The sequence below is a fragment of the Pseudomonas sp. 1L-B-1-E-C1 genome (genome assembly GCF_057291835.1).
Genome location: NZ_JBXAWN010000001.1, coordinates 822,664 through 839,203, shown reverse-complemented (window position 1 = coordinate 839,203; position 16,540 = coordinate 822,664). Strand labels below are relative to the sequence as shown.

Below are 16,540 nucleotides of genomic sequence, written 5' to 3'. Positions count from 1 at the left end.
CCACAGGGGACCTGCGTTGCTTGTTGAGTTGGGGATCTGCAGGCCATTCAACACTCACGCAGGTCTGCTGTCCTTGTCAGGCAGTTGTTCATACCACTGCGCATACGGTGTATTGGTCACTTTGAAACAGTTGTAATCCGGGCTGCCGTCATCCCACCACACCGGGCCGCGCTCACCCAGGGCGACTTTCGCCTCGTTTACGCGCGATCTTGCTGACTTCAACGCTTGTGCATCGTCCGCACGCTTCGCCTCTTTGACCGCACGCCGTGCCGCCATGAGATCTGCGACCAGCGCCTCACGCTCGGCGGCTGGTAGCGATGGATTGCTGCAGCGCCAGAGCTGCTGCTTGACCACAAAATAGCGACCGTCGGGGGTGGTGGGGTGCATAGGCGATGGCCTCGGGTGATCCGTTCTCAGACCGGGTAAGACAACTCGCCGATGAGTTTATCCAGCGTAATCGGATAATCGCGCACCCGTACGCCGCAAGCGTTATAGATCGCGTTGGCGATAGCCGCCGCCGCGCCGCTGATACCCAGTTCGCCGACGCCTTTGGCTTTCAACGGGGTGGCATACGGATCGACTTCATCGAGAAAAATCACCTCCTGGTGGGGAATGTCGGCGTGCACCGGCACCTCATAGCCGGCCAGATCGTGATTGACGAAAAAGCCCATACGATGATCCACCGCCAGCTCTTCCATCAATGCCGCGCCTGCGCCCATGGTCATGCCGCCGATGATCTGGCTGCGCGCGGTTTTCGGGTTGAGGATGCGCCCGGCGGCACACACGGCCAACTGCCGACGCAGGCGAATTTCGCCAGTCGCTGCATTGACCGCGACCTCGGCGAAATGCGCGCCGAAGGTCTGCTGGGCGAAGCGCTGAGCGAGGTCGCCGTATTCCATGCGGTCCTCGCCCGTCAGCTCGCCATTGGCTGCAGCCTGAGCCAAGGCAACCTGCTGCGAGCCTGCGCGAATCTGCCCCTCCACAAACTCCGCTTGCAGAGGATCGATCCCGACGGCGCGGGCAGCGGCCTCGCGCAATTTCAGGCACGCGGCATACACGCCGGCAGTGGAGGAGGCCGCGCCCCACTGGCCGCCGGAGCCTGACGATTCCGGAAACCGCGAATCGCCCAGATGCACCACGACACGCTCCAGCGGCACGCCCATCATTTCCGCGGCGGTCTGGGCGATGATGGTGTAACTGCCGGTGCCGATGTCGGTCATGTCGGTTTCTACGGTAATGATGCCCTGGCGATCAAGACGCACGCGCGCCGCCGATGCGGTGGTCGGTGCGCCGCGAATTGCCGAGGCCAGCCCGATGCCGATCAGCCAACCGCCCTCGCGTCGCTGACCGGGTTGAGGGTTGCGCTGACTCCAGCCAAAGCGCTCGGCGCCAGTTTTCAGACACTCCACGAGTTGCCGTTTGGAAAACGGCCGCGAGGGTTGCTCCGGATCGACCTGCGTGTCGTTGAGAACGCGCAGTTGCAGCGGATCCATCTGCAGCTTTTCTGCCAGTTCATCCATGGCGATTTCCAGCGCCATCATCCCCGGTGCCTCGCCCGGCGCACGCATCGCCGAACCCTCGGCGAGATCGAGCACGGCCAGGTTCAAACGAGTCATGCGATTGGCCCCGGCGTAAAGCAATCGGGTTGATGCGGTAGCCGCTTCGGCGCGTCCGCCGCGCAGATTGCCCGACCAGCTCTCGTGGCCGATCGCCGTGATCAGGCCGTCGCGATTGGCACCGATGCGTATGCGCTGAATCGTCGCCGGGCGGTGAGTCAGGTTGTTGAACATCAGCGGACGCGGCAATGCAACCTTCACCGCGCGACCGGCATGTCGGGCCGCCAGCGACGCCAGTACCGCGTCGCAGAGAATCGTGCCTTTACCGCCGAAACCGCCGCCGATATACGGCGAGATCAGGCGCACATCTTCCTTGGCGATCCCGAGGGTTTTCGCCAGATCGCGCACGCCCCAGTTGATTTGTTGAATCGATGTCCACAAGGTCAGCTGCTTGCCGTTCCAGCGAGCGATGGTCGCGTGCGGTTCCATCATCGCGTGGGCCTGATCGGGCGTGCTGTAGTGCTGATCGATCTGCAACGGCGCAGCCTCGAATGCGCCTTCGAAGTCACCGACGCTGGTCTGCGGCGGCGGGCCGAAACCGGCCGGCGGCGCTGGGGGCGCTGAGTCTTTCGCCGCCGCCAGATTGAACGAACCCGGTTCGGCCACGTAGCGAATATCGAGCAGCCCAGCCGCAGCGCGTGCCTCCTCAAAGGTGTTCGCGACGACAATTGCCACGGCCTGGTGATAGTGATCGACCTGCGGCCCGGCCAACGCTCGGGCCACGTAAAACTCGCCCTTGGCCAACGGCCCGGCATTTTCATAAGTGACGATGGCGACCACCCCGGACGCCTCGCTCGCTCGGGCTGAATCAATCGAGGCGATGCGCCCCTTGCCGATCCCGGCGCCGACGATATAGCCGTAAGCGGCATCGGGTGCCGCTGCGTGCTGTTCGTAGGCGTAAGTGGCAGTGCCGGTGGTTTTCAGCTTGCCGTCGATTCGGTCGGCAGGTTGGCCGATTACCTTCAACTGGTCGATGGGATTGATGTCGGCCGGAGTGTCGAATTTCATAGGCGGATTCCTTTCAGTCGGGCTGGCGGCGAACACTTAGCGCCGCGCAGCCATCGGTTGACGTCGGATCTCAACGAGCCTAGGCCATCGACGCGCAACTGATAATGCGCGGTTTCAGGATGAAGTGATGAATCCTGCTCACCAATCCTGACCAATATGACAAATAAGAATAAGTTTCAATTACCAATGCGCCGGTATACCATGCGCCGCGTTTTCACTGGCGGTTTTGCCCTTCGTTCTGGCCTATTCGTAAAGGTTTTCACCTCATGCGTCGAACTCTGCTTTCCATCTGTGTGCTGCAGGCGTTGTCTTCTTCCTCGTGGGCTGAGCCAGCCGAACCGACTTCATCAACGCTAGAGCTGGAAGCCACCGACGTGGTCGGCACAGCGGACTACGAAAGGGCAGACGGCCCGGTGCAAGGCTACCGCGCGACCCGTTCGGCCAGCGCCACGCGCACCGACACCTCGATCCATGAAACCCCGCAGTCCATCAGCGTGGTGACCAAGGATGCCGTCGAAGACCTCGGCGCCACCCGTTTGCAGGACGCCCTGGATTACGCCGGTGGCGTTGGGCGGGCGAACAATTTCGGTGGCCAGGGCCTGACCACGTTCACCGTGCGCGGCTTCACTACCGGCGAGTTCTACCGCAACGGTTTCCCGATCAATCGTGGCTACCCGAACATGCCCGATGCCAACACCATCGAGCGTCTGGAAGTGCTGCGCGGTCCGGCGACCATGCTGTATGGCCGTGGCGATCCCGGCGGTACCTTCAACGTGGTGTCGAAACAGCCGTTGCCCGAGCGCACGGTCACCCTCGGTAGCCAGTTGAATGACCAGGGCATGAAGCGCGGCACCCTCGATGCTTCCGGGCCGCTCGATGAAGAAGGCCGCCTGGCCTATCGTTTGAATGTGGTGGGCGAGGGCGGCGACACCTTCCGCGATCATGTCGAGACCGAGCGCTACGGCATCACGCCAGTACTGAGCTGGCAGGCGACCGACGCGACCAAGCTGATCTTCGAAGGCGACTTCATGCGTAACAACGCGCCGCTCGATCGTGGCGTGACGCGTTATCCCCGGCAGATCGGCACCGCCTCGCGCGATACCTTCTTCGGCGAGAAAGACGTCGGCAAACTGCACAATGACAACAACATGGCGCAGCTGCGTTTCGAGCACATGCTCAACGACGACTGGACTCTTGGCGGCGGCTTCCAGTGGCTCGACGGCTCGCTCAAGGGCGACGCGATCGAAGCCAACGGCATTGCCGCTGACGGCCGTACGCTGGGACGCAACTTCAACTACCGCAAGCTGGAGTGGACCGACAAGGACACCCAGCTCAACCTCACCGGGCATTTCGACACCGGCGGCCTGCAGCACACTTTGCTCACTGGCATCGAGTACGAAGATTACGACTACAAGTCGATCATCCAGCGCTCCAGCGGCGCCGTCAGTGCCTACCCGATCGACATCTTCAATCCGGTTTACGGCCAGCCACGCCCGGCGCTGACCCGCACACCGACCCACGACAAAGAAAACCTCAAGACCTACGCCGCGTTCGTGCAGGATCAGGTGGCGCTGACCGACAAACTGAAAGTGCTGGCCGGCGCGCGTTTCGAGCGCTTCGAGCACGATTACGAAACCTACGTGCCGGGCGGCAAGAGCTGGCAGGCCAGCGACAACGCCGTCACCCCGCGCATCGGCGTCACCTACGACCTGAGCGAAACCCTGGCGGTGTACGCCAACACCGCGCGCTCGTTCAAGCCCAACACCGGCGCCAGTCGCGAAGGCGGCGGCTTCGCCCCGGAGAAGGGCAAGTCCTATGAGATGGGCGTGAAATGGGAAGCGCTGGATCAGCAGTTGAGCGTCGACGCGGCGATCTATCAGATCGAGAAACGCAACGTCCTGACCACCGATCCGGTGGATTCCACCTTCAGCGTCGCCGCCGGTGAAGTGCGCAGCCGTGGTTTCGACGTCAACGTTACCGGCAACCTCACCCCTGAGTGGCGAGTGGTCGGCGGTTACGCCTACGTCGACGCCGAGGTGACCAAGGACAACACGCTGCGCTCCGGCACCCGACTGCTGAACATCCCGAAGAACAGCTTCAGCCTGCTCAACATGTACGAATTCCAGGACGGCACGCTCAAAGGCCTTGGCCTCGGTACCGGCCTGAAATACGTCGATGAGCGCGCCGGGCAGACCGCCAACACCGCGTTTTCCATGGGCAGTTACACCGTGGTCGACCTGCTGAGCTTCTACAAGGTCAACGACAAGGTGCGGCTCAATCTCGATGTGAAAAACATCTTCGATCGCGACTACGAAGAAGGCGCCTTCGGCAACGTTTACGCCTACCCGGGCGCGCCGCGAACCGTGCAGGTAGGGATTTCCTACACGCTGTAAATCGCCGCAGCGGTTGTCGTCGCGCCATGGTGGCCTGAGAGTGGCATGTCGAGATCAGGCATCGGCATGCCGCACTCAGGCTAGTTGTGCGGCGGTCGGGCCACGTAAGGTGAAGCATCGTTTCGTCGGCAAAGCGTCTGCGTCGCAGCTTTCGCCTGAAGTCGGCACAGGAAATGATGATCGCCTGACGCTCAGTCAGTGGCCCAAACGTCGATCATGAGAACAATAAGAACCCATGAACAGCCTGAACCCCAAGGACTCCAACGGTCAGTTGGCGCAAGGTTTCAAACCGCGTCACGTCACCATGCTTTCGATTGCCGGCATCATCGGCGCAGGACTTTTCGTTGGCTCAGGCCACGCCATCGCCGCCGCGGGTCCAGCGGTGCTGCTCGCTTATCTGTTCTCCGGTCTATTGGTCGTGCTGGTGATGCGCATGCTCGGCGAAATGGCCGTGGCGCATCCCGACACCGGCTCGTTTTCCACCTACGCCGATCAAGCCATCGGCCGCTGGGCCGGCTTCACCATCGGCTGGCTCTACTGGTGGTTCTGGGTGCTGGTGATTCCCATCGAAGCGCTGGCCGCCGGGCACGTGCTCAACCAATGGTTTCCCCAGGTCGACGCGTGGTTGTTCGCCTTGTTGTCGATCGTGCTGCTGGTGATCACCAACCTGTTCAGCGTGTCGAAATACGGCGAGTTCGAATTCTGGTTCGCCATGGCCAAGGTCATCGCGATCATCGGTTTCATCGGCCTGGGCTTTGCGGTACTGATGGGCTGGATTCCCGAGCGCGAAGCCAGTGGCCTGAGCACGCTGATGGCCGAGCACGGCGGCTTCGCGCCGAACGGCATGTCGGCAGTGGTTGGCGCCTTCATCACCATCATGTTCAGTTTCATTGGCACCGAAGCGGTGACCATCGCCGCTGCGGAATCGAACAACCCGGCGCAGAACATCGCCAAGGCCACACGCTCGGTGATCTGGCGTATCGGCATTTTCTATCTGCTGTCGATCTTCGTGGTGATTTCCGTGGTGCCGTGGAATGACCCGCAGCTCGCCTCGGTCGGTTCCTACCAGCGCGCACTGGAACTGATGAACATCCCCAACGCCAAATTCCTCGTCGACGTGGTCGTGCTGATCGCGGTGGCCAGTTGCATGAACTCGTCGATCTACATTTCCTCGCGCATGCTCTATTCGCTGGGTCGACGTGGCGATGCACCGCCAGCGTTGAAAGTGACTTCGGCCGCCGGCGTGCCACGTGCGGCGGTCATTGCCAGTACGGTAATTGGCGCGGGGGTGACGTTGCTCAGCTACTTCATGCCGGCCGGGTTGTTCCAGTTCCTGCTCGCCAGCTCCGGCGCGATTGCCTTGCTGGTGTATCTGGTGATCGCCATTTCGCAGTTGCGCATGCGCCGCCGACTGGAACGGGAGAAGGTCGAAATGACCTTGCGCATGTGGCTGTTTCCGTGGCTTACCTGGCTGGTCATCGCCTTTATCTGCGCGGCTTTGGCAGTGATGATGATCACCCCTGAACATCGCATGGAAGTGAGCTCGACGATTGGCCTGGCGCTGCTGATCTCGTTCATCGGATTGGCCACCAGCCGCCAGCATCGGCCGGCGGGCAGAGTGGCGGCTGCGAGCAAAGCCTAAGCAAACAGCGCCTTGAGCCCACGGGAAAACCAGCCGTTCGGGCTCGAAGGCAGATGTTCACGTTGATTGAATGAGCCAGTCATCGCGCAGGTTTCTCCGGCGAGCGAGCCCATCAATTGCGGCAGCAAGAAGCTGCGTTCGCATTCGCTGGCTGACAGTCCGGTTTTCTCTTGCGGCCAAACGACGTTGGTTTCGGCAAACGGGTTCATGGCGCACTTCCTCTTGATTCAAACGTCCAGCACCAGGGTGACGCTGCCCTGCGCCGGGGCGGCGCAGCAGATCAGCACTTCGTCGTCCGCCAGGCGCATGGCCGGCGTGGTGAGGTAATGCACCTGGCCGCTGCTCAGGCGGGTTTTGCAAGTGCCGCACGAGCCGCCGCGGCAGCTGAATTCCGGATTCAGACCACGCGCCTCGGCCAGTTCCAGCAGGGTGCCGCTGCCCGGTTCCCAGCGTGCTTCCTTGCCGGACGTCGCGAACAACACCTTGACCGGCTCTTCAGCGACCGGCACTTGCGGCGGCGCCGGGGTGCTGATTTCGACATCGCGGATCAGCGTCGACGGGCCGAAGGTTTCGGCGTGGATGCGATCGTCGGGGATGCGCATCTTGCGCAGGCCGTCGTACAGCGCCTGGGTGAAGCTGCCCGGGCCGCACAGGTAGAAATCGTAGTCATCCAGCGGCAGCAGGCTTTTCAGCAAGGCGATGTCGATGCGCCCGGCATGGTCGTAACCCTGCGCTGTTGCCTCCAGCGGTGGCTGGCTGACCACCCGCAGCACTTTGACCTTGTCACCGGCGCGCGCAGCCAAGGCATCGATTTCTTCGCGAAAGGCCAGATCCTCGACGGTGCGACTGCTTTGCACCACCCAGGTCGGGCGCATGCGACTGATGCGTTTGCCCTGATAGACCACTTCGCGCAGCATCGACAGCAATGGCGTCACCCCGACCCCAGCGGCGAGCAGCACCAGCGGGCGGCGTTCGGTGGCGTCGACGGTGAAGTCGCCTTGCGGCGCGCGGGCTTCGATCAAATCCAGTGCTTGAACTCGGTCATGCAGATGCGAGGAGACCGAGCCATCGCGTTTGACGCTGATGCGCAAGAATTCGTCCGACGGCGCGCTGGACACGCTGTAAGTACGGATCGACGCGGCGTCCTGGCCGTCGAGCAAGACCTTGATCGGCAAGTGCTGGCCTGGTTCGAAGCGCGGCAGGCCGAAGCCGTCGTTGGCTTGCAGGTAAAAGGAGCGGATCTGCGGACTCTCATCGACCACCCGCGTGACGTGCAGCGCACGCCATTGATTGCGCAGCGCCTCGGCCTGCAACCGTTCACGGGTCTGCTCCCAGCTGCCGGTCATCTGCGAATTGGGCGAATCGCCTTCCGGTTGTTCGGCCCAGCGCAGCGGCAACGCGGCCTGACGGTAAACGATGCGCTGCGGCTTGAAACGCCACAGACGCTCGGCACCCTGAAACGCGGCGATCTGCGGATCGTCGAGCAGCACTTCGGCACTGCCGGTCATCTGCAACAGATCGCCGCTTTCAAAATCGATGAAGGTCAGTCCGGCACGCGGATTGAGCAGGATATTGCCGAGGGTGTTGAAGAACAGATTGCCGGAGAAATCCGGGATGGTCAGGGTGCCGTCCTCGTCCATACGCACGAAACCGGATTTGCCGCCGCGATGGGACACATCGACCTGACGCTCACCGTCGCGCACCACGTAAGTGGCGACGTAGAACGAATCGGCGGCGGTGATCATGTCGCGCACCAAGGGTTCGCTGACCGGCAAGTCGAGCGCGGTGTCGGTGGTTTCGTCGACGAAGGCGTAATGGCGCAGATTGATGTAGCGCGGGCAATTGCCGTAAGCCTGGGTCACGCCGATCTCGAGACTGTTGTCATCGCGGCGACTGATGTTGCCGTTCATGCGATTGCGCCGGCGGGTGTGCAGTTCGATGCCGAGCATGCCGATCGCATCGCCGGGCTGCAGACCCTGATTGGCCGGGTCGTTGGACTGGGCGTCGAGTTTGATTTTCAGGACCTGTGGTGACGGCGAATCCATGAACCCCGGTTGACCGGTGCGCAGCGTTGCCCATGGATCGCCCTGGCTGTCGACGGCGCCGAGCACGACGAAGGGCAGTTGCGCATAGAACTCGCGGTGCTGGTCCGGCATCCAGTCGCGGGCCAGTTGCCGCTGGCCAACGCCGACCATCATTTCCACCGCGCCGACGGCACGTTGCAGGGTCAGCTCACCTTCATGCCAGGGCGAGGGCTGCGGTTTCGACGCTGTGTCCATTTCGATTCTCCTCGGGTGCAAACGGGCCGGTGAGCCGCCAGGGGCTGAAGCTCAAGTGGGCTCATGTTCGCTCTCGGCCGGTTGCGAGGGAATGGTCAGAAACTGCAATCCACTGTTTCACTCGGTGAAATGATCCCTACGTGCGTCTAAGGACGTGGGGGATTATTTCACTGGCTGAAATGCTCGATTGTATTGAGTGAGGATTCCGCGATTTACGGCAGGGGAGCAGGATGAGCCCATCGACACGATCAGCGGGTCGACCTCGAATAATTCAGGAGCACGTCATGTCTCAGTCAGCCGTCAAACTGTACCGCCATCCGTTGTCCGGCCACTCGCATCGCGTCGAGTTGATGCTGTCCCTGCTGGACGTTCCGACCGAACTGGTGTTCGTCGACTTGATGAAGGGCGCACACAAAACGCCTGAATTCCTTGCCCTCAACCGTTTCGGCCAAGTGCCGGTGATTGACGACAACGGCACGGTGCTCGCTGATTCCAACGGCATTCTTGTGTATCTCGCCGGCAAATATGGCAACGGCCAATGGCTGCCGAGCGATCCGGTCGAGCAAGCCAAAGTGCAGCGCTGGTTATCGGTGGCTGCCGGCCAGATCAGCTCCGGCCCGGCCACGGCGCGCTTGATCACTGTGTTCGGTGCCGGTTACGACGCGGCTGATGCGATCAAACGTTCCCATGCTTTGTTGCAGGTGATGGAAGACGAGTTGGCCAACAGCGCATTCCTCGCCGGGGACAAGGCAACCGTCGCCGATGTCGCTGCCTACACTTACGTCGCCCACGCACCGGAAGGCAATGTCTCGCTCCAAGAGTACCCGAATGTTCGGGCGTGGCTTGAGCGGGTTGAGGCGCTGCCGAAATTCGTCGGCATGCAGCGCACAGCGGTGGGCCTGCAAAGCGCTTGATATCAGCACACGCCAAACCCCTGTGGGAGCGAGCCTGCTCGCGAAAGCGGTGTGTCATTCAGCATTGAGGTTGACTGAGCGGACGCCTTCGCGAGCAGGCTCGCTCCCACAGGTTTTGCGTCAGCTGTGCCATCCACGTATTGGAAGACAATGTCTCGCTGAAGGAATATCCGAATGTCCGGGCGTACTGGCGGGAGTTGAAGCATTGCCCAAATTTGACTTTGTACACCAACCCTTGTGGGAGCGAGCCTGCTCGCGAAGGCTTTCTGTCAGTCAACATCAGAGTTGAATGACACACCGCTTTCGCGAGCAAGCTCGCTCCCACATGATTTAACTGTGTTTTCGAGGTCTTTCACGGGTTTTCGCCTATGGATCGTTTTCAGGAAATGCGCATGTTCCTGGCCGTGGCCGAGGAGGGTGGCTTTGCGGCTGCGGCCCGGCGTTTGAACACCTCGCCACCTAGCGTCACACGTGCGATTGCCGCGCTGGAACAACGCATCGGCACGCGCCTGTTGTCGCGGACCACGCGCAGCCTGCACCTGACCGAAGCCGGGCATCGTTATCTGGACGATTGCCGACGGATTCTTTGCGATATCGACGAAGCCGAAGAGGCGGCCGCCGGCAGTTATCGAGTGCCGTGCGGGCATTTGAGCGTGACCGCGTCGGTGTTGTTTGGCGAGTTGTTCATCGCGCCGCTGCTGGCGCAATACGTCGATGCGTTTCCTTCCGTACATCTGAAGGCTTTGCTGGTTGATCGCGTGGTGAACATGGCCGAGGAGGGCATCGATGTCGCCGTGCGCATCGGTCATCTGCACGAAAACAATCAGCATGCGATCAAGGTCGGCGAGGTCCGCCAGGTCATCTGCGGCACGCCCGATTACTTCGCCCGTTATGGTCGGCCGCAACATCCGAACGAGTTGAGCCGCGCCAATATCGTCATGTCGTCAGCCAGTCATTTGCTCAGCGATTGGCAATTCGCCCATGCCGATGGCCCGTTGAGTTTTCGCTTCGAACCGCGTCTGGTGGTCACCGCGAATCAGGCGGCGATCAACATCGCCAGTTCCGGCTGGGGCATTACCCGGGTGCTGTCTTATCAAGTCGCCAGCCAGGTTGCGGCCGGTGAACTGGAATTGGTGTTGCAGGCCTTTGAGCCGCCGGCGTTACCGGTGCAACTGGTTTATCTGAAACATCCGCGCGTACCGGCGAAGGTGCGCACGTTTGTCGATTTTCTCAGCGAACGCCTTCAGCATCACCCGGCGCTGAAAGCCGTGAACAGGGTTCACGGCTGACGCTTCAGGGATCGATCACTTCGCCGTAGCAGCCGTTTCGATCAGGCTGGCGACGGCTTTCGGGTTGGACACCATCACCACGTGCGACGCGCCTTTGACCACGACGGTCTGCTTGGCGTGCGCGCGCTCGGCCATGAACGCCAGGGCTTGCGCCGGGATGTTCTTGTCCTGGTCACCGTAGACGAAGTACGACGGCACGGTTTTCCACGCAGGCTCGGTGGCGGCTTCGTTGAGCGCGGCGACGGTCACCGGGCGCTGTGTGGCGGCCATCAACTTCGCATCTGCCTGGGAAACGTCGGCAGCGAACTGATCGTGGAATTTGTCCTGCTGGATGTACAAATCCTTGCCGCCGTCGGCCAGTGCAACCGGGGCCGACAGGGTCGGGCCGAGGGTGCTGCCGGGGAAACGCCCGGACAACTCGGCAGCGGTTTCACCCTTTTCCGGCGCGAACGCAGCGACGTACACCAGCGCTTTGACATTGGCATTGCCATAAGCGGCTTCGCTGATTACCGGGCCACCGTAGGAGTGGCCGACCAGCACCACCGGGGTTTTCACGCTGGCCAGCACATCCGCTACTGATTGCGCGTCACCCTTGACCGAGCGCAGCGGGTTGGCGGCGGCGATCACCGGGTAACCATCCTTCTCGAGAATCTTGACCACGCCGTTCCAGCTGCTCGAATCGGCGAAGGCACCGTGCACCAGCACCACGGTAGGTTTGACCGGCGCGGCGAACGCAGCGGTGGCGCCGAACATGGCGGCGGTAAGGGCGAGGGTAGCGAAGACTTTGTTCATGGTGATGTCCTGTCGATTGATTGAGGTAGGAATGGAAGCGACAGGGGTATTTAGCGCGCTAAATGTGTCAGATATGTGTGCGCATGGCCGGACTTCGCATGCGTGTGTATCTGTGTTGGCAAAAGCTACATGCTGATACAAACGTCGCGGATTGCTCAGCTTTGGCCCGTGACTGTAGCGGGCTCGAATTTCTCAGTCCGCTGCAGCGTTTCCGGAACGCCGATCAACAGCAGCAGAAACGCTGCCCCTGCAATTCCGGCGAGGGTCAGAAATGCTGCGCTGTAACCGGCGGCCTCAACGACAAAACCGGCCAGCCCATTGCTCAGCGCCGCACCCAGACCAAACGCGGTGGTCAGTGCGCCGAGGCTGACATTGAAATGCCCGGAGCCGAGGGTGAGATCCTTGACCATCACCGGGAACAGCGCCCCGAAAAGCCCGGCGCCAACACCGTCGAGCAACTGCACGGCGACCAGCCAGTAGGGATCATCCGAGAAGGTGTAGAGCAATCCGCGCAGCGGCAGGATCAGAAAACCCGCCAGCAACAACGGTTTGCGCCCCCAGACATCGGCTTTCGCACCGGCCAGCAGCGCCATCGGCACCATGACCAGTTGCGCGGCGACGATGCATGCCGACGTCAGCGGCGTGGCCATGTGCAAGTTGGCTTGCGCGAGTTTCTGGCTCACCAGCGGTAGCATCGCCGCGTTGGCCAGGTGGAACAGCGCGCAGCACAGGGCAAACATCAGCAGCGGCCGATTGCTCAGCAGCACCTTGAACCCGGACGGCTGATGGCTCTGATCGCCGGGCTGCAGACCCCGCGCCACATCATGATCAATCGCCTCGGCCGAGACGAACAGCACGGCAATCACGCTGGCCAGCGCCATGACCGCCATCAGATAAAACACCGCCACCGGACCGAACAGGTAAGCGAATAAACCGGCCAACAACGCCGCACACGCGTTGCCGGCATGGTTGAACGTCTCGTTGCGGCCAGTACGACGGGTAAATGCCCGGGGGCCGGTAATGCCTAGGGTGATCGCGGAAATCGCCGGGGCAAAAATCGACGCTGCCGCCGCGCTCAAGGCTTGGGTCAACGCCACCAGAGAGAATGAAGAAATGAACGGCAGGACCAGACAACTCGCGGTAACCAGCAGCGCGGCGATGATGATCAGCGCACGTTTCGCCCGACTGCTGTCAACCAGTGCTCCGGCGGGTGTTTGCGTGACCAGCGCGGCAATCCCCGCGAGGGTCATGACCACACCGATGCTGGCCGGATCCCAGTGGTGTACCGCGAGCAAGTAAATGGCAAGGTACGGCCCGAGACCATCGCGGACATCGGCGAGGAAGAAATTCAGACTGTCCAGCGAGCGGTTGTTGCGGCGATCGAGATGATTGATCACGGGGCAGTCTCTTGAGTGTCAGGTCTGCGTGGCTGACTCGACCACGGCAATCCTAATGACCGAAGTGGTGAAAGATAAGTTGCAGAGAGCAAGGCCCAATCTGCGATCTTGTTATGTGATCCGTCATCGTATGAGTACTCAGCCGATATTTAGAGATGTGTTGTTTAGCCGGAAACGCCAATGCCCATAAACAACTGGGCCGACCTACTTGGTTGGCCCAAGAACAGACGGGGATAGAGCGACAACAAGCAAGCATTGAAACATTTCTACATACTCTCGCGTTGGCGTTGTTGTACGACATCCTACCTAATGTGCCGACCGCCCAAATTCTCACAAAAACAATAATGGAGACTCCTATGACGAGCATACCTTCACTCGATCATCAGGCCGCTGCGAAACCGCAAAACCTGTTCCTGCGAACGCTGAAACTGCTCGGCCCCGGCATCATCGCCGTACTGTCCTGGCTTGGCGCGGGCGACCTGATCACGTCCTCGGTGGCCGGTGCGAACTACGGCTACGCCATGATGTGGGTGCTGGCCGTCTCGTTGTTGCTGAGATACCTGATCGTCAACATCATTGCCCGTTTCCAGCTGTGCAATAACCAAGGCATGACCATCCTGCAGGGCTACGCCCAGCTCAACCCGGTGTTTGCCTGGTTCATGCTGGTTTACGCCCTGTTGATGGGGCACTTGATGAACGCCTACATGATCAAGGGGGCAGGGGAGTCGCTGGCGATGCTGTTCAAGATCGATCAGCCATTGCTGTGCTCGGTGGCGGTGGTGCTGGCGGTCTGGATGCTCGTCGGGCGCAACATCTACACGATGATCGAAGGCGTGATGAAGCTGCTGCTGGCGATCATGACCCTGGCGTTCATCGCCCTGGCGGTAATGTCCGGCCCGGATGTCACCGGCATCATCAAAGGCACCATCGGCTTCAGCATTCCGCCTGACGAGGGCGTGCATGGCGCGTTGCTGGTGGCGGTCTCGGTGATCGGCGCGGTCGCCGGCTCGATCGCCAACTTCGTGCACCCCTATGTCATGCGCCAGAAAGGCTGGACCGGGCCGCAGCACAAGCGCATTCAGCGTAACGATCTGCTGTTTGCGGTGTTCGTCGGGATCATCATCAACCTGGCGATCTGGATCGTCGGTGCGGAAATCCTGCGGCCCAACGGTATCGAGGTGAAAACCCTGGGGGATCTGGGCAAGGCACTGGAAATCTTCTTCGGCCCGATCGGCTGGTATGTATTCTTCATCGGTGTGTTCGCGACGCTGTTTGCCAGCATTTCAGGCAAGACCACAGCATTTCCGATGCTGATCACCGATGCCTTCCAGCACGTTCGTCCTGAGCGTCGCGAGAAGTACGGCAAAGAGTTCCATCACGACCCGATGCACAAGTGGTTCATGCTGTTCATCCTGGTCACGCCGCTGATCTGGTCGATGCCGGGCATGCCGGATTTCGTCACCCTGACCATCGGTGTCAGCGCATTGAACATCATTGGTTTGCCGGTGATTTCCCTGGGCTTGCTGATCATGTCCAATCAGAAATCGCTGCTGGACAAGCAGTACCGCAACAACCTGTTCGAAAACATCGCGCTGCTGTTTGCCACTGGGCTGGCGCTGTGGGTGGCCTTTCAACTGGGCGTTGATCTGTTCACTTGATGAATAGCAGTCGAGGGGGCACGCGCCCCCTCGAATCGCCGCTTACAACGGCACATCCATTTCGATTCTGCGCCAGGCCGCTTCGGAGAAGCTGTACACCGAGAATGCGATCAGCCCCAACGCCATCAGCATCAACAGCACACCGCCTGCCGGCAGATTCTGCAAAGCATCCAGCGCTTCCTTCATGCCGGGCGGATTCGTTGCCTGGTAAACCGAACCGCTGACCGCCATCAACAGCGCAATCTCGATAAACACCACACCTCGGGCAATCAAGCCAAAACGCGACACCGGGCGTACGTAGCGCATCACCTCGTCATCCGCTTCGAAGTACTTCTCGAACGTGGCTTTCCAGCCTTTGATGATGTGGGCGATACCGACACCGAGCGGAATCAGCGCGATCAGGTAGATCAACAGGTTCGAGTGTTCGAACGACAGCAGCTGTGCGAGCAGATCCTTGGTCTTGCCATCGCCGGAACCGCCCGAACTCCTGAGGCCACTCACCAGCAGGCCCAAGGCAAAGAAGGCCAGCGCCGCGTTGACCAGACCGCCGGCCAGCAAGCCTGCACGAATGACCAGGCCCTTGAACTCGTTGCCATGGTGGTCGACGTCACGAATCGCTTGCAGCGCACGCCAAGCGGCGAAGGCCAACAGACCGGCGACCACTACACCGATCAGCACATAGCCAAACGGCTGGCTGAGCAATGCTTCGAGGCTTTTGTGGCTGTCTTTGGGTTTGGTTGAGTCGTGCGCGGCGAGCAGGGCGAAAATGCCGATGATCAGGTACAGAACACCGCGCGCGGCGTATCCGCCTCGGGCGAGCAGGACAAGGGTGTGTTGAGTGGACATGAGTTTGCTTCCAGGGAATCGATGTGAAGCAGACCCGTGGACGGGGCAGGGGTTCGATTAAGGTTGTGGGTCAGGTCACCCTTGAGTGACGTCCGCCCTTATCGGCCTGCCATTCAACGGATCAAGGATTCGCTCCAGCACTCTGGCGACGGAAGAACACTGTCACCTGACCGACCTCAACACCCCACTTGGACATACTTGTGCGGTTGATCAACGTGTCTTCGTCGATCAGGTACATCCAGTCGTCCATGCTTACTTCGTAGGTCGAATCGTCGACGGGCAGGTTCAGGCGATACCGCCAGTGGAAAGTATTTCCAGCGATCTGACCCTTTGCGACACCGACCACGTCGCCCGCGCGACCGCTCCAGCCGCCGTTCTCCTCGGGAGTCAGCGTCCAGATTCGGCGTTGATGGGTACCGTCGCTATACACAAAGCGCTCGTCGAGAATCAGGTTGTTGCCTTCGCGACGACTGACGAGGTCGACCTCGAAACGCTTGGTCACTTCGCCGTTGCGCTTCTGAAACATCCCCCAGGCTTTGACGGGCTGGCTAAAGAAACGCTCCAGACTCAATGCAGGCTGCTGGTCTGCGTACCGAGCAACATCGACACTGCCACAGCCTGCAATGCTGAGCGACAGTCCTAGCAGCAGCAGAAATCGGGTCATCTTCCTACTCCTTGAGCTTGTACAGTTAACGAGCGGCGTATA

13 protein-coding genes are annotated in these 16,540 nt (G+C 60.9%); 5 read left to right on the top strand and 8 right to left on the bottom strand.

The window, feature by feature from the left end:
* Positions 1-54: 54 nt before the first annotated feature.
* Together AC0Z4S_RS03575 and paoC are read right to left on the bottom strand one after the other, a co-directional pair.
* Complete coding sequence (locus tag AC0Z4S_RS03575; RefSeq protein WP_485622057.1) at positions 55-387, bottom strand: hypothetical protein; 333 nt, start codon at positions 385-387, stop codon at positions 55-57.
* Between the two features lie 26 nt (positions 388-413).
* A complete protein-coding gene (paoC, locus tag AC0Z4S_RS03570; protein WP_485622056.1) occupies positions 414-2,624 on the bottom strand; it encodes an aldehyde oxidoreductase molybdenum-binding subunit PaoC in 2,211 nt (736 codons plus the stop codon).
* A gap of 266 nt (positions 2,625-2,890) precedes the next feature.
* Here paoC and AC0Z4S_RS03565 point away from each other — a divergent pair, with 266 nt between their 5' ends.
* Both AC0Z4S_RS03565 and gabP read left to right on the top strand, forming a co-directional pair.
* Positions 2,891-5,017: a TonB-dependent siderophore receptor gene (locus AC0Z4S_RS03565; protein WP_485622055.1), complete on the top strand. Its 2,127-nt coding sequence runs from the start codon at positions 2,891-2,893 to the stop codon at positions 5,015-5,017.
* A gap of 235 nt (positions 5,018-5,252) precedes the next feature.
* A complete protein-coding gene (gene gabP / locus AC0Z4S_RS03560) occupies positions 5,253-6,659 on the top strand; it encodes a GABA permease (RefSeq protein WP_065617368.1) in 1,407 nt (468 codons plus the stop codon).
* Here the strand turns inward: gabP and AC0Z4S_RS03555 are convergent.
* The gene (locus AC0Z4S_RS03555) at positions 6,656-6,868 is read right to left on the bottom strand and encodes a hypothetical protein (RefSeq protein ID WP_485622054.1); all 213 of its coding nucleotides are present in this window, start codon (positions 6,866-6,868) and stop codon (positions 6,656-6,658) included. The two genes, gabP and AC0Z4S_RS03555, sit on opposite strands and share 4 nt — an antisense overlap.
* An 18-nt stretch (positions 6,869-6,886) precedes the next feature.
* The gene (locus AC0Z4S_RS03550; RefSeq protein ID WP_485622053.1) at positions 6,887-8,938 is read right to left on the bottom strand and encodes a 2Fe-2S iron-sulfur cluster-binding protein; all 2,052 of its coding nucleotides are present in this window, start codon (positions 8,936-8,938) and stop codon (positions 6,887-6,889) included.
* Positions 8,939-9,222: 284 nt separating this feature from the next.
* Between AC0Z4S_RS03550 and AC0Z4S_RS03545 the strand changes: the two genes are divergently transcribed.
* Both AC0Z4S_RS03545 and AC0Z4S_RS03540 read left to right on the top strand, forming a co-directional pair.
* Positions 9,223-9,852, top strand: a complete 630-nt coding sequence (locus AC0Z4S_RS03545) for a glutathione S-transferase family protein (protein ID WP_485622052.1) — start codon at positions 9,223-9,225, stop codon at positions 9,850-9,852.
* Positions 9,853-10,220: 368 nt separating this feature from the next.
* Entirely contained in the window at positions 10,221-11,141 is a 921-nt protein-coding gene (locus AC0Z4S_RS03540; RefSeq protein WP_485622051.1) for a LysR family transcriptional regulator, read from the top strand.
* Positions 11,142-11,156: 15 nt separating this feature from the next.
* Here AC0Z4S_RS03540 and AC0Z4S_RS03535 read toward each other — a convergent pair whose 3' ends face one another.
* Together AC0Z4S_RS03535 and AC0Z4S_RS03530 are read right to left on the bottom strand one after the other, a co-directional pair.
* Positions 11,157-11,933 (bottom strand): alpha/beta fold hydrolase, encoded by a 777-nt coding sequence (locus AC0Z4S_RS03535; RefSeq protein WP_042609995.1) that lies wholly within the window; start codon positions 11,931-11,933, stop codon positions 11,157-11,159.
* 155 nt (positions 11,934-12,088) lie between these two features.
* Positions 12,089-13,330: an MFS transporter gene (locus AC0Z4S_RS03530; RefSeq protein WP_485622050.1), complete on the bottom strand. Its 1,242-nt coding sequence runs from the start codon at positions 13,328-13,330 to the stop codon at positions 12,089-12,091.
* A 356-nt stretch (positions 13,331-13,686) separates the two neighbouring features.
* Between AC0Z4S_RS03530 and AC0Z4S_RS03525 the strand changes: the two genes are divergently transcribed.
* A complete protein-coding gene (locus tag AC0Z4S_RS03525; RefSeq protein ID WP_253501942.1) occupies positions 13,687-14,988 on the top strand; it encodes an Nramp family divalent metal transporter in 1,302 nt (433 codons plus the stop codon).
* Between the two features lie 42 nt (positions 14,989-15,030).
* On the opposite strand, the gene AC0Z4S_RS03520 is transcribed toward AC0Z4S_RS03525, so the two are convergent.
* Positions 15,031-15,834, bottom strand: a complete 804-nt coding sequence (locus AC0Z4S_RS03520; RefSeq protein ID WP_253501939.1) for a DUF1206 domain-containing protein — start codon at positions 15,832-15,834, stop codon at positions 15,031-15,033.
* A gap of 121 nt (positions 15,835-15,955) precedes the next feature.
* Positions 15,956-16,498 (bottom strand): DUF3833 domain-containing protein, encoded by a 543-nt coding sequence (locus AC0Z4S_RS03515; RefSeq protein ID WP_485622049.1) that lies wholly within the window; start codon positions 16,496-16,498, stop codon positions 15,956-15,958.
* Positions 16,499-16,540 lie beyond the last annotated feature (42 nt).

Excerpts from the sequence above, each read along its gene's own strand:
- AC0Z4S_RS03515 (WP_485622049.1), bottom strand. The coding sequence starts at position 16,498 with ATGACCCGATTTCTGCTGCTGCTAGGACTGTCGCTCAGCATTGCAGGC.
- AC0Z4S_RS03520 (WP_253501939.1), bottom strand. The coding sequence starts at position 15,834 with ATGTCCACTCAACACACCCTTGTCCTGCTCGCCCGAGGCGGATACGCC.
- AC0Z4S_RS03535 (WP_042609995.1), bottom strand. The coding sequence starts at position 11,933 with ATGAACAAAGTCTTCGCTACCCTCGCCCTTACCGCCGCCATGTTCGGC.
- AC0Z4S_RS03555 (WP_485622054.1), bottom strand. The coding sequence starts at position 6,868 with ATGAACCCGTTTGCCGAAACCAACGTCGTTTGGCCGCAAGAGAAAACC.
- AC0Z4S_RS03565 (WP_485622055.1), top strand. The coding sequence starts at position 2,891 with ATGCGTCGAACTCTGCTTTCCATCTGTGTGCTGCAGGCGTTGTCTTCT.
- AC0Z4S_RS03575 (WP_485622057.1), bottom strand. The coding sequence starts at position 387 with ATGCACCCCACCACCCCCGACGGTCGCTATTTTGTGGTCAAGCAGCAG.
- AC0Z4S_RS03545 (WP_485622052.1), top strand. The coding sequence starts at position 9,223 with ATGTCTCAGTCAGCCGTCAAACTGTACCGCCATCCGTTGTCCGGCCAC.
- AC0Z4S_RS03540 (WP_485622051.1), top strand. The coding sequence starts at position 10,221 with ATGGATCGTTTTCAGGAAATGCGCATGTTCCTGGCCGTGGCCGAGGAG.
- paoC (WP_485622056.1), bottom strand. The coding sequence starts at position 2,624 with ATGAAATTCGACACTCCGGCCGACATCAATCCCATCGACCAGTTGAAG.
- gabP (WP_065617368.1), top strand. The coding sequence starts at position 5,253 with ATGAACAGCCTGAACCCCAAGGACTCCAACGGTCAGTTGGCGCAAGGT.
- AC0Z4S_RS03525 (WP_253501942.1), top strand. The coding sequence starts at position 13,687 with ATGACGAGCATACCTTCACTCGATCATCAGGCCGCTGCGAAACCGCAA.
- AC0Z4S_RS03550 (WP_485622053.1), bottom strand. The coding sequence starts at position 8,938 with ATGGACACAGCGTCGAAACCGCAGCCCTCGCCCTGGCATGAAGGTGAG.